Source organism: Pseudomonas sp. ML2-2023-3 (assembly GCF_037055275.1).
Taxonomy (GTDB): Bacteria; Pseudomonadota; Gammaproteobacteria; order Pseudomonadales; family Pseudomonadaceae; genus Aquipseudomonas.
The window spans coordinates 2,846,863-2,859,333 of the sequence record NZ_CP146343.1 but is presented as its reverse complement, the minus strand read 5'-3'; the positions used below and the strand labels follow the sequence as shown (position 1 = coordinate 2,859,333).

Sequence of the window (12,471 nt, the reverse complement as noted above, 5' to 3'; positions counted from 1 at the left end):
CTGCGCTCCTTAGATCAATTCGCGGACGTCGATGAAACGACCGTTCACAGCGGCGGCGGCGGCCATTGCCGGGCTCACCAGGTGCGTACGGCCACCGGCACCCTGACGGCCTTCGAAGTTGCGGTTGGAGGTCGATGCGCAATGCTCGCCGGACTCCAGTCGATCCGGGTTCATCGCCAGGCACATCGAGCAACCTGGCTCACGCCATTCAAAACCGGCCTCCAGGAAAATCTTGTCCAGCCCTTCCGATTCAGCCTGGGCCTTGACCAGGCCCGAGCCCGGTACCACGATCGCCTGCTTGATGGTGGACGCCACTTTACGGCCTTTGGCAATCACGGCTGCAGCACGCAAGTCTTCGATTCGAGAGTTGGTGCACGAGCCGATAAACACGCGATCCAGCTGGATATCGGTGATCGCCTGATTAGCCGTCAACCCCATGTACTTCAACGCACGTTCGATCGAGCCGCGCTTGACCAGGTCGGCTTCCTGCGCCGGATCCGGCACGTTCTGATCAACCGCCAATACCATCTCGGGCGAAGTACCCCAGCTGACTTGAGGCTTGATCTGGGCAGCGTCGAGTTCAACCACGGTGTCGAAGGTTGCATCGCTGTCGGAAACCAGGTCTTTCCAGGCTTCGACTGCCATGTCCCATTCGGCGCCTTTAGGAGAGAACGGACGACCCTTCACGTAATCGACCGTCTTCTGATCCGCCGCTACCAGGCCTACTCGGGCACCGGCTTCAATGGACATGTTGCAGATGGTCATGCGGCCTTCAACCGACAAGTCGCGGATCGCGCTGCCGGCAAACTCGATGGCGTGACCATTGCCGCCTGCGGTGCCGATCTTGCCGATCACTGCCAGTACGATGTCCTTGGCTGTCACGCCGAACGGCAATTGCCCTTCGACCGACACCAGCATGTTCTTCATTTTCTTGGCGACGAGACACTGCGTGGCGAGCACATGCTCAACCTCGGAGGTGCCGATGCCATGGGCCAATGCACCGAATGCACCGTGGGTCGAGGTGTGCGAGTCGCCGCAGACCACGGTCATGCCCGGCAAGGTGGCGCCCTGCTCCGGGCCGATCACGTGAACGATGCCCTGGCGCACGTCGTTCATCTTGAACTCGGTAATGCCGTACTCGTCGCAGTTGTCGTCGAGGGTCTGGACCTGCAAACGGGAAACTTCGTCAGCAATCGCTTCGATCCCGCCTTTGCGTTCCGGCGTGGTCGGTACGTTGTGGTCCGGGGTGGCGATGTTGGCATCGATGCGCCAAGGCTTGCGCCCGGCCAGACGCAGACCTTCAAAGGCCTGCGGCGACGTCACTTCATGAATGATGTGACGGTCGATATAGATCAGCGCCGAACCATCGTCGCGCTGCTTGACCAAATGCGAATCCCAGAGCTTGTCGTAGAGCGTTTTGCCGGCCATCAGACGGTTTCCTCATCAGCTACTTTTCTGTGCCAATAACCACTTGGCTTGTGAGGTCGATCCTATGGGGTTACAGTTAATAACTCAAATTCATAATTTTCATGCTTTGGATAACCAACAGGAATTCGAATAGATGGATCTCGCGAATCTCAATGCCTTTATTGCCATTGCTGAAACCGGCAGCTTTTCCGGGGCCGCCGAACGGCTGTTCCTGACCCAGCCCGCCATCAGTAAACGCATCGCCAGTATCGAGCAGCAACTCAAGCTCAGGCTGTTCGACCGGCTGGGGCGTGAGGTCAGCCTGACCGAGGCGGGACGGGCATTACTGCCACGGGCCTATCAGATTCTCAACGTGCTGGATGACACCCGCAGGGCGCTGAACAACCTCAATGGTGAGGTCAGCGGGCGTCTGACCCTGGCCACCAGCCATCACATTGGCCTGCACCGCCTGCCGCCTTTGCTGCGCGAGTTCACCCGCACCTATCCCAAAGTCGCGCTGGACATTCAGTTCCTGGATTCAGAGGTGGCCTATGACGAAATTCTCCATGGCCGCGCCGAACTGGCCGTGATCACCCTCGCACCGGAACCTCACTCGCTGATTCGGGCCGTCCCCGTATGGGATGATCCGCTGGACTTCGTGGTCGCCCCCGAGCACAGCCTGACCCGGAAAAAGGCGGTCAGCATGGCGGATATCGCGCGTCATCCGGCGGTGTTCCCTGGCGGCAATACCTTCACCCACCATATTGTCCATCGCCTGTTTGAAGCCCAGGGCCTTACCCCCAATATCGCCATGAGCACCAACTACCTGGAAACCATCAAAATGATGGTCTCCATCGGGCTGGCCTGGAGCGTACTGCCGCGCACCATGCTCGACGAGCAAGTGGCATCGATTGCCTTGCCCGGCATCCAGTTGACGCGCCAGCTGGGTTATATCCTGCATACGGAGCGAACCCTGTCCAATGCGGCCCATGCCTTCATGACCCTTCTGGATGGCCAGGTCGACACCCGGCCCCTTCAAACGGACGACGCTCCACTAAGCAGCCCAGTGAAATAATCCAGCGCATTTGGCCCACTAAAACAACAAGGATCCGCCATGCAAGCTCCTGACATTTTCATCCTCAGCGCCCAGCGAACGGCCATTGGTACGTTTGGTGGCGCCCTCAAGGACGTGCCTCTGGCCGACCTGGCCACCACCGCCGTAAAAGCTGCGTTGCTGAGCAGCCAGGTCGATCCCGAGCGCATCGGCCACGTGGTGATGGGCAACGTGATTCCAACCGAGCCCCAGGATGCCTACCTGGCGCGAGTCGCCGCGATCAATGCCGGGATCCCCAAAGAAACTCCGGCCTATAACGTCAATCGCCTCTGCGGCTCCGGCTTGCAGGCCATTATTTCGGCCGCCCACACCCTGATGCTCGGCGATGCCGAATTTGCCATTGGCGCCGGAGCCGAAGCCATGAGTCGCGGCCCGTACCTGCTGCCTGCTGCCCGTTGGGGGGCGCGCATGGGGGATGGGCAGATGCTCGATTACATGCTCGGCATTCTGCACGACCCGTTCCACGGCATTCATATGGGCGTCACCGCCGAGAACATCGCCCAGCGCAACAGCATCAGCCGCCAGACCCAGGATGCCCTGGCATTTGAAGACCAGCAGCGCGCAGCGCGCGCCATCGCCCAGGGGTACTTCGACAGTCAGATCGCCGCAGTTGAGGTACGCAGTCGCAAGGGCAGTGTGATGTTCAGTCAGGACGAACACCCGCGGGCCACCACCCTGGAACAGCTGGCGCAGATGAAACCTGCGTTCAAGAAGGACGGCAGCGTGACCGCTGGCAACGCATCAGGGCTCAATGACGGTGCAGCGGCGCTGGTATTGGCAAGTGGCGCTGCGGTACAGGCTGGCAACCTGACGCCAATGGCCCGCCTGGTGGCGTATGCCCATGCCGGGGTAGAACCCGAATTGATGGGCCTTGGACCGATTCCGGCAACGCGCCTGGCGCTTAAGCGGGCGGGGTTGAGCATTGAAGACATGGACGTCATCGAAGCCAATATCGCCTTCGCCGCCCAAGCCTGCGCCGTGATGCAGGAGCTGGACATGGACCCGGCCAAGGTCAACCCCAATGGCTCGGGGATCGCCCTGGGGCACCCGGTTGGCGCCACCGGCGCGATCATCGCCACCAAGGCCATCCATGAACTGCACCGGATCAAGGGCCGCTACGCCCTGGCAACCATGTGCATCGGCGGCGGCCAGGGCATCGCGGTGATTTTCGAACGGGTTTGAACCCTCGTACATGAGTGGGAGCGGGCTTGCTCGCGATGCAGGCCCTGCGGTCTGTCAGGTAAACCAGGGCGATGCCATCGCGGGCAAGCCCGCTCCCACAGGTCGCATGGCACTACGCAGGCATACGGCCAAACTTGCCCGACTGGAAGTCAACAAATGCCTGCTGGATCTCGGCATCCGTGTTCATCACAAACGGGCCATGCCCCACGATCGGTTCGTCGATCGGCTCACCACTCAGGATCAGCAGCACCGCATCGTTATTGGCCTCAAGCCGGACTTGCGAACCGTCACGCTCGAACAGCGCCAACTGCCCTTCGCGCACCACTTCCTGACCGTTGACCTCAACCGCACCGTGCAACACCACCAGCGCCGTGTTGCGACCCTGATGCACATCGAATGTCGCCGACTTGCCCGCGTTCAGGCGGATGTCCCACACGTCGATATCGGTGAAGGTCCGCGCCGGGCCCCGAGTGCCATCGAACTCACCGGCAATCAGGCGCAACCGACCGGCATCGTCCTTGAGCGCCAGATCAGGAATATCCCGATCCACAATGCCCTGATACCCCGGCGCCGACATTTTGTCCCTGGCCGGCAGGTTGACCCATAGCTGCACCATTTCCAGCGGGCCGCCACTGCGGGCAAACGCCTCGGAATGAAACTCCTCGTGCAGGATCCCCGAAGCCGCGGTCATCCATTGCACATCACCAGGGCCGATCACCCCGCCGTTACCGGTGGAATCACGGTGCTCAACTTCGCCTTTGTAGACGATGGTCACGGTTTCGAAACCACGATGGGGGTGCTGGCCCACACCACGACGCTCTGTGGTTGGCGAGAACTCGGCTGGCCCAGCGTAATCAAGCAGCAGGAACGGGCTGATGTATTTGCCCATGCTGTCATAGGAAAACAACGTACGAACCGGAAAGCCATCGCCGACCCAATGGGGACGGGGAGCTGTGTACACACCCAGAATCTTTTTCATGTTGCACCTCCTGTCAATCATGGGGACAAGCTTAGATTCGATTCATCCATAAGACTAGACAGTGTTTTTGACACTAATCGTCCCACTAACAGAACAATCTATTGCACTGTGGGAGCGGGCTTGCTCGCGATGGCATCAATGGGATCAATCAGGCAAACCGAGTCGCCTGCATCGCGAGCAAGCCCGCTCCCACCAAGGCCCCGACTGTGGCCATCAGCTAAATAAAACTATTTGAAAATCCTGTTTCTGGTTTCTCCATCGCGCTGCGTCTAATAACTATTCCCATTAACAAAAAAGAAATTCCCCACTTCGGAGCCTAGGCACGCGATGCAACGACCCAACTTGAGCCGGACCCCTCTTTCGATCGCTACCCAGCGCCAGACTGTTCGCCGCACCCTGCTGTCCAGCGCCTTTGTAGCCTCGGTATTGCTGGGTTCATCCATTGCCCAGGCGGCGCCGGTGGCCTTGAATATTCCGTCTCAATCCCTGGCCAGCGCGCTGAATGAACTGGGCAAGCAAGCCAATCTGCAAATCCTGTATAGCCCGGATCAGGTTCAAGGCATCACGTCCCGCCCCGTGTCCGGCTCGCTCGAACCGGTCAAGGCTCTGGAGTCCCTGCTGCAAGGCAGCGGCATTTCGTATCAGCTCAATGGCGACACGGTGATTCTGAGCGCCCCCCAAGGCAAAGGCCTGGAATTGGGTGCGACCACTGTTTCCGGCAAGGGTCCGGGCGACTCGCTGACCACAGAAGACACCCGTTCCTACACGACCGGGGCCAGCAACAGCTCGACCAAACTGGCCCTTTCATTGCGCGAGACCCCGCAAACCGTGACCGTAGTCACCCGCCAGATGATGGACGACCAGGCGGCCCAAAGTATCGGTGACGTGCTGCGCAACGCGCCGGGTGTGTCCACCCAGGCCTACGATAGCGACCGGATGGAATACTCGGCCCGCGGCTACGCAATCACCAACTTCCAGTACGACGGTGTCAACACGCTGTATGACGGGGTGTTCGATGAAGGCGCAACCAAGGTCGACATGGCCCTGTATGACCGGGTAGATATCGTCAAGGGTGCCACCGGCCTGCTGTCCGGCTCGGGCGAGCCTTCGGCCACGGTCAACCTGATCCGCAAAAAGCCGACTCGCGACTTCAAGGCCTCGATCTCGGCCAGCGCAGGTTCGTGGGACAACTACCGCACCGAAGGCGATATTTCCGGGCCGCTGAATGAAGATGGCAGTGTGCGCGGTCGCATGGTGGCGGTGTATCAGGATGCCGACTCGTACCGCGATCACTATTCAAAAAAGAATGATGTGATGTACGGCATCATCCAGGCCGACCTCACCCCCGACACCCTGCTCACCTTTGGCATGGACTACCAGAACATCAAGCCACGCGGCTCGTCCTGGACCGGCAACCCGTACTACTACTCCAACTACACCAAGACCGATTTCAGCCGCTCGTTCAACCCGGCCACCGACTGGAGCCGTCGCGACGTTCAAATCCAGACGACCTTCGCCTCCCTGGAGCACCGCTTTGCCAATGACTGGAAAGTCAAAGGCAGCCTGACCCAGCAAACCAACGACCACGACACCCTGCTGGGCTCGGCCAGTGGCGGCATGCCTGATCCGGTGACAGGCGACGGCATGTCCTTCTACTGGGGTCACTGGGAAGGCCATCGCGTCCAAAACACTGTCGATATCAATGCCACCGGCCCGTTTACCCTGTTTGGCCGCGAGCATGAACTGGTGGTCGGCGCCACGTCCCAGTCCTCCCGCCAGACCGGGGCGACCTTCGACAGCAGCGAATATCGTGTGCTGTCCGAAAGCATCTTTGACTGGAACGGCAACTACCCACGGCCGGACTTCCCGAAGAACGGCAAATATGAAACCAACCAGAATCAGAACAGCGCCTACATCGCCGCACGCTTCAAGCCCGCGGACGACTGGTCGATTATCCTCGGCAGCCGCCTGAGTGACTTCCAGTACAACAGCACCTACCGGTATTACCAGCAGAGCAGCAACTTCCAGGACAACAAAACCTCTGCCAAGCAACACGGCGAGGTGACGCCCTACGCTGGCGTGGTGTATGACATCAATGAAAACTACTCGGTGTATGGCAGCTATACCTCCATCTATAAACCCCTCACCGAGCAAAGCAGCTCTGGCGCCACCCTGGCACCCACTGAAGGCAACAGCTACGAACTCGGCGTCAAGGCCGAGTACTTCGATGGCCGCTTGAATGCCAGTGCGGCGGTGTTCCGTACCGAACAGAAAAATGTACCCATCCAGGTGGGCACAAACGCAAACACCAACCTGGGCATCTTCGAATCCCTGGATGGTGCAACCACCAACGGCATTGAACTTGAGTTGTCCGGTGAGCTGATGCCGGACTGGAACCTGATGGCAGGCTACACCTACGCCAGAACTCGCTCCGATGATGGGGAGCGTGTCTATGGCTACCCGCTGGAAACCACCAAACCGGAAAACGTGGCGCGGGTGTTTACCACCTACCGCCTGCCGGGCGTGATGAACAAGGTGACCGTGGGCGGTGGCGTGAACTGGCAGAGCCCGTTCTACGGCAAGATCTACAACTCGGCCAAAGAAGACTACGACATCATCGAGCAGCAAAGCTTTGCGCTGGTCAACCTGATGACCCGCTACGAGTACAACGAACACCTGTCGTTCAACCTCAACGCCAACAACGTGTTCGACAAGAAATACCTGTCGGGCCTGGGCAACTTCAGCACCACCTACTACGGCGAACCTCGCAGCCTGATGCTGACTTCCAAATACACCTTCTAACCTGAAGTGCGGGAGCGGGCTTGCCTGCTCCCGCAGAGGTTTGAGGGTGAGCAGCAGCCTGTTCTCCCTTACACTGAACGCCCCTTGCTCACTGGCGCGTTTATGGACCTCGACCTGGCTCGCACCTTTCTTGAAATCGTTCGCTACGGCAGCCTGGTCGGCGCTGCCGAAAAACTGCATGTCACCCAGACTGCCGTGAGCGCGCGGGTGCACAAGCTCGAAAGCCTGCTGGGCGTGACCCTGTTTATTCGCAATCGCGCAGGCGCCAGGCTGACCCCCGAGGGCGAGGCGTTTGTGGTGTACGCCAATCAATTGCTGCAGACCTGGGAAGCCGCCCGCCGAGACCTGCCACGACCCGAAGGCCTGCATCAGTTGCTGCACATCGGCGGTGAAGTCAGCCTGTGCAATCCGCTGATCCTGAATTGGGCCAAAGTCCTGCGCCAACACCTCACCACCCATGCCCTGCGCATACAGATCAGCGACGCCGAGCAGTTGCTGCGCCAGGTTGAAATGGGCCTGCTGGACGCGGCACTGGTCTATCAACCCGCCTACTGGCCCGGGGTACAGGTGGAGCAGTTACTGGAAGAAAAACTGATCCAGATTCGCCGTCCCGAGCAGCCCGAGCCCTATGTGTACATCGAATGGGGCGAGGACTTTCGCCGCCAGCATGATGCCGCCCTCCCCGACAAGGCGCGGGCAGCCATCAGCTTCAACCTGGGGCCGGTGGCGCTGCATTACATTCTGGAAAACGGCGGCAGCGGCTATTTCCGCACACGGGTGGTCAAGAGCTACCTGGACAGCGGCGCGCTGGAACGCGTCCCGAAAGCCCCCGAATTCAGCTACCCCACTTACCTCGTGTACTCACGGGAAAGGGACTGCGCCGCCTTGCAACACGCCATCGCGCTGTTGCGCGAAATCGTCAAGCAAGACAGCGACTGGTCGCAGCGCTGGGAGCCGGAAATTTAAGCCAGTGCCCCCGAGATGAAAGCTTTCAGCTTTATGCCCGATCCCTTAGTCTGCGAGCGTTGAATAACGAATAAGAACACTACAGGTGGCACATGACCGACCTCACCCGGACCAACGAAAGCTGGCTCACCAGCGCACCCCATCAACAGTGGCTGCGCGATCAGGGCCAGTCACTGCTGGACTTCGCCAAGGCGGCGCGCGTGCCATCTGGCTTCGCCCAACTGGACCGGTTTGGACGACGACCGGATGATGCCCCGGCTGACACCATCACCACGGCACGCATGGTGCACAGCTTTGCCCTTGCCCATATTCAAGGCCTGCCCGGCTGCGCCCCGCTGATCGACCACGGCCTGGCAGCACTGGCCGGCCCCCTGCGCGATGCGGTGCAGGGTGGCTGGTTTGCCACCCCCAACGCCCAGGATGGCAATACCCGCAAAGCCGCGTACCTCCATGCTTTTGTTGCCTTGGCTGCCAGTTCCGCGGCGGTCGCCGGACGGGGCGGCTCAGCCGAGCTGCTGGCTGATGCCGTGCAGATCCTCGAAAACCATTTCTGGTCGCAAGAAGAAGGCGCCTTGCTGGAAAGCTTTGCCAGCGACTGGAGTGACTGCGAGGCCTATCGCGGGGCCAACAGCAACATGCATGGCACCGAAGTCTTTCTGGCCCTGGCCGATGTGCTCGACGAAGACCTGTGGCTCGATCGTGCCTTGTGCATTGCCGAGCGGGTCATCCATCAGCATGCCGCGCAGTCCGACTACCTGCCCGTCGAACATTTCGATGCACTCTGGCAGCCGTTGCCCGACTACAACCGCGACAACCCGGCAGATGGCTTTCGTCCTTTCGGTAAAACTCCGGGGCACGCTTTTGAATGGGCGCGTTTGTTGCTGCACCTGGAAGCAGCCCGTAAACAGCGCGGCTTGTCGGCGCCCCAGTGGTTGCTCGAAGACGCATGCCAACTGTTCAACAGCGCGTGCAAACATGGCTGGAATGCCGATGGCGGCAGCGGAATTGTCTACACCTTGGACTGGAACAACCAGCCAGTGGTGCGCGAACGCCTGCACTGGACCCTCGCTGAAGCCGCGGCTGCGGCCGCAGCGTTGTTACAACGCACCGACGAGCATGAGTACGAAGTCTGGTATCAAGCGTTCTGGGACTATATCGACCTGCACATGATCGATCGTGTGAACGGCAGCTGGCATCATGAACTGGGGATCGACAACCAGCCTTCGGAAAACATCTGGCCCGGCAAGCCGGACCTTTACCATGCTTACCAGGCCACCTTGCTGCCCCGCCTGCCGCTGGCCATCAGCCTGGCCAGTGCACTCAAATTGCGCCGCTGAAAAACCCCGGGCTATAGCCGCTGAGGAGCGATCGCTAATGCAGACGCTTCGATGTCTCTGATAGATCGAGGCGTCTGCATCGCAGCCTTCGTTCCTCGGCAGCGACTACAGATTCGCCACGAACTCCGTGCTGTAGTCGCTGACGAGTGGAACGAGGCTGCGATCGAGCGCGAAGCGATCGCTAATGCAGACGCCTCGATGGCGATGGCAGTGACATCACCAGTCGTATTTGACTTCCAGCGCCGCCGTCCTTTGCTGCCCGTAGTAACAGCCGAAACTGTAGTTGCACGAGGACACGTACTCGCGATCAAACAGGTTCTGCACGTTGAGGCGGGTGCTGACCCCTTTCAGGCTCGAGTCCAGTGCCGCAAGGTCATAACTGAGCGTGGCGTCATACACCACAAACGAAGGCGTCTTGAAGGTGTTGGCCGAGTCGCCGAAGTTTTTCCCGGTGTAACGGGCCCCGCCGCCCAGGATCACGCCTTCAAGCGCCTGCCCGGTAAAGTGATAGTCCGCCCACACACTGGCCGCCCACGGTGATTGAGCCTCGCTGCGGTTGCCTTCGTTGCCGTAGTTGGACTTGGTATAGATCACATCCAGATACGACACAGACGCGATCAGGTCGATGTTGTTGAAGCTGCTTTTGCCTTCCACTTCAATGCCCCGCGACCTGACTTCACCTTCCTGGACTTGATATTCCAGATACTCAAGGTCGCCCGTGAGGACATTTTGCTGGGTGATTTCGAATACCGAGGCGGTGAGCAACGTGGTGTCATTGGGCTGATACTTGACCCCCACTTCATATTGCTTGCCCGTCATCGGCTCGAATGCCTTGGCGCCACGGTCTGGCGCCGAGGTGCCCACTGACGGCAAGAACGACTCGGTGTAGCTGATGTACGGCGCCAGGCCAAACGAGGTGACGTAGGTCAGGCCCACGCGGCCGGTGAATTTGTTGTCGTTTTGCGTCTCCCGGGAACGGGCCAGCAAATCGTTGTTTTCGACTTTTGCCCAGTCGTGGCGACCGCCAATTGTCAGGATAAAGTTGTCCAGTTTGATCTGGTCCTGCACATACAGCCCGGTTTGCTTGACCCGGTTATCCCACTTCGTGGTCAGGGTCGGCACGCCCGTGGTGCGGTAGTTGGTCGGATTGTAGAGGTCGATGACTTCGCTGCCGGACAGGTTGTAGCCCTGATACTTGCGGGCGAACTGCCGGTAGTCCAGACCCACCAGCAAGGTGTGCTGCAGGGGGCCGGTGGTGAAGTCGCTTTGCAGATGGTTGTCGAAGCTGTACGAGCTGTTCTGCTGGCGCCAGTCGAGCTTGGTACGGCTGGCATGGGTGTCGGTGGCACCGTCCGGGGCCGTGACAAAACGGTTGAGGTAAAAACCCTTGTAGCGGTCATTGACGTCGATGTAGCTCAGGCTCTGGCGATACGTCATGACCTCGTTGAAGTCATGGGAAAACTGATACCCCACCACATATTGGTCGCGTTTGTAGTCGTTCCATTTCGAGTCGCCCAAAAACGTGTCGCGGTCGATCTTGTTGCCCTGGGAGTTGCGGTACAGGCTGCCCACTGCGGGCAAGGCCTGATAGTCGGCCAGGGCGTCATCGCGCTGCAACTGCGCATACAGTGTCAGTTCGGTGCTGTCATTGGGGGCCCAGGTGAAGCTGGGCGCCAGCAGCATGCGCGAGTCTTCGGTGTAGTCCACCTGCTCGCTGCCGGTATTGCCCACACCGATCAGCCGATAGCTCAGGGTTTTGGCATCGTCCAGCGGGCCGGTGGTATCAAAGGCCAGGTTGTAACGGTCAAAACTGCCGGTGCCGACCTTGATCTGGTGCCTGGCCTCGGTGCCCGGACGCTTGGAGACCATGTTGATCATCCCCCCCGGCTGGTTTTGCCCATACAGCACGGAGGACGGGCCCTTGAGCACTTCGATACGCTCCAGGGTGTAGGGATCGATCTGCGGGGTGCCGCCCAGGCTGCCGGCTGACGGCAGGTAGGCGCCATCGAGGTAGAGCAGCGTGGGGGCAAAACCGCGACTGGTGATTTCATCAGCGATGGTGTTGCGATCGGTGTAGCCATTGGTGCTCACCCCCGGGGTGTAACGCAACGCTTGTGTCAGGTCGCGGGCGCCCTGCACTTGCACCTGATCAGCAGTGACCACGTTGATGGTCTGGGGGATCTCCAGAATCGGCGTGTCGGTTTTGGTCGCGGTGGCCGAACGGGTGGCGACAAAACCGTCAACGTGACCACGACCCTCTTCACTCACACGCGCCGACACGTTGGTCGCACCCAGGTTCAACGCGCCCGCCTCAGCCTGCGGGTAAACACTCAAGGCGCCGCTGTCGGTCACGCTCAGGCCCAGGCCCAGGCCACTGCCCGCCAGAGCACGTTCGGCAGCCTGTTGCGGTGTGTACATGCCGTTCACCGACGCGGAGTTCCTGCCCTGCAGCAAGGCAGGCGCAATGGACAGGGTCAGGTTGCTGTCACGGGCGATCCGGCTCAGGGTCACGCCCAAAGGCGCGGCAGGCAGGTCAAAAAACCGAACGGCACTTTGCTCACTGTGCACCGCTTCAGCCACCGCACTTGGCAAGTGACCCGCAATGCTCAGGGTGATCGTCAGTGCCAGCAGGCAAGGTCTTAGCGGGGCATACGGCATGGGGCGTCCTTTCTCGTTGCAAGGTA

8 protein-coding genes are annotated in these 12,471 nt (G+C 60.1%); 5 read left to right on the top strand and 3 right to left on the bottom strand.

Going from position 1 to position 12,471, the window contains the following annotated elements; all coding sequences use genetic code 11:
- Positions 1-9: 9 nt before the first annotated feature.
- A complete protein-coding gene (leuC, locus tag V6P94_RS13245; RefSeq protein WP_219261339.1) occupies positions 10-1,428 on the bottom strand; it encodes a 3-isopropylmalate dehydratase large subunit in 1,419 nt (472 codons plus the stop codon).
- Between the two features lie 133 nt (positions 1,429-1,561).
- On the opposite strand from leuC, the gene V6P94_RS13240 reads away from it, so the two are divergent.
- The gene (locus V6P94_RS13240; protein ID WP_133079417.1) at positions 1,562-2,482 is read left to right on the top strand and encodes a LysR family transcriptional regulator; all 921 of its coding nucleotides are present in this window, start codon (positions 1,562-1,564) and stop codon (positions 2,480-2,482) included.
- Positions 2,483-2,521: 39 nt separating this feature from the next.
- Positions 2,522-3,703: an acetyl-CoA C-acyltransferase family protein gene (locus tag V6P94_RS13235; RefSeq protein ID WP_338646872.1), complete on the top strand. Its 1,182-nt coding sequence runs from the start codon at positions 2,522-2,524 to the stop codon at positions 3,701-3,703.
- Between the two features lie 112 nt (positions 3,704-3,815).
- Here the strand turns inward: V6P94_RS13235 and V6P94_RS13230 are convergent, their stop codons facing one another.
- On the bottom strand, positions 3,816-4,682 hold the full coding sequence (locus V6P94_RS13230) for a pirin family protein (RefSeq protein WP_326398183.1): 867 nt from the start codon (positions 4,680-4,682) through the stop codon (positions 3,816-3,818).
- Positions 4,683-5,009: 327 nt separating this feature from the next.
- Here V6P94_RS13230 and V6P94_RS13225 point away from each other — a divergent pair, with 327 nt between their 5' ends.
- From V6P94_RS13225 to V6P94_RS13215, 3 genes are all read left to right on the top strand, one after another.
- Positions 5,010-7,484, top strand: coding sequence for a TonB-dependent siderophore receptor (locus V6P94_RS13225; protein ID WP_338646869.1), 2,475 nt, complete (start codon positions 5,010-5,012; stop codon positions 7,482-7,484).
- A gap of 102 nt (positions 7,485-7,586) precedes the next feature.
- Positions 7,587-8,450, top strand: coding sequence for a LysR family transcriptional regulator (locus V6P94_RS13220; protein ID WP_133079704.1), 864 nt, complete (start codon positions 7,587-7,589; stop codon positions 8,448-8,450).
- A gap of 92 nt (positions 8,451-8,542) precedes the next feature.
- Positions 8,543-9,787, top strand: a complete 1,245-nt coding sequence (locus tag V6P94_RS13215; protein WP_133079703.1) for an AGE family epimerase/isomerase — start codon at positions 8,543-8,545, stop codon at positions 9,785-9,787.
- A gap of 216 nt (positions 9,788-10,003) precedes the next feature.
- On the opposite strand, the gene V6P94_RS13210 is transcribed toward V6P94_RS13215, so the two are convergent.
- Positions 10,004-12,445, bottom strand: a complete 2,442-nt coding sequence (locus V6P94_RS13210; protein WP_338646864.1) for a TonB-dependent siderophore receptor — start codon at positions 12,443-12,445, stop codon at positions 10,004-10,006.
- Positions 12,446-12,471 lie beyond the last annotated feature (26 nt).

What these genes read in the sequence shown, in the direction of transcription:
- leuC (WP_219261339.1), bottom strand. Translation starts at nt 1,428, where the DNA reads ATGGCCGGCAAAACGCTCTACGACAAGCTCTGGGATTCGCATTTGGTC.
- V6P94_RS13240 (WP_133079417.1), top strand. Translation starts at nt 1,562, where the DNA reads ATGGATCTCGCGAATCTCAATGCCTTTATTGCCATTGCTGAAACCGGC.
- V6P94_RS13235 (WP_338646872.1), top strand. Translation starts at nt 2,522, where the DNA reads ATGCAAGCTCCTGACATTTTCATCCTCAGCGCCCAGCGAACGGCCATT.
- V6P94_RS13230 (WP_326398183.1), bottom strand. Translation starts at nt 4,682, where the DNA reads ATGAAAAAGATTCTGGGTGTGTACACAGCTCCCCGTCCCCATTGGGTC.
- V6P94_RS13225 (WP_338646869.1), top strand. Translation starts at nt 5,010, where the DNA reads ATGCAACGACCCAACTTGAGCCGGACCCCTCTTTCGATCGCTACCCAG.
- V6P94_RS13220 (WP_133079704.1), top strand. Translation starts at nt 7,587, where the DNA reads ATGGACCTCGACCTGGCTCGCACCTTTCTTGAAATCGTTCGCTACGGC.
- V6P94_RS13215 (WP_133079703.1), top strand. Translation starts at nt 8,543, where the DNA reads ATGACCGACCTCACCCGGACCAACGAAAGCTGGCTCACCAGCGCACCC.
- V6P94_RS13210 (WP_338646864.1), bottom strand. Translation starts at nt 12,445, where the DNA reads ATGCCGTATGCCCCGCTAAGACCTTGCCTGCTGGCACTGACGATCACC.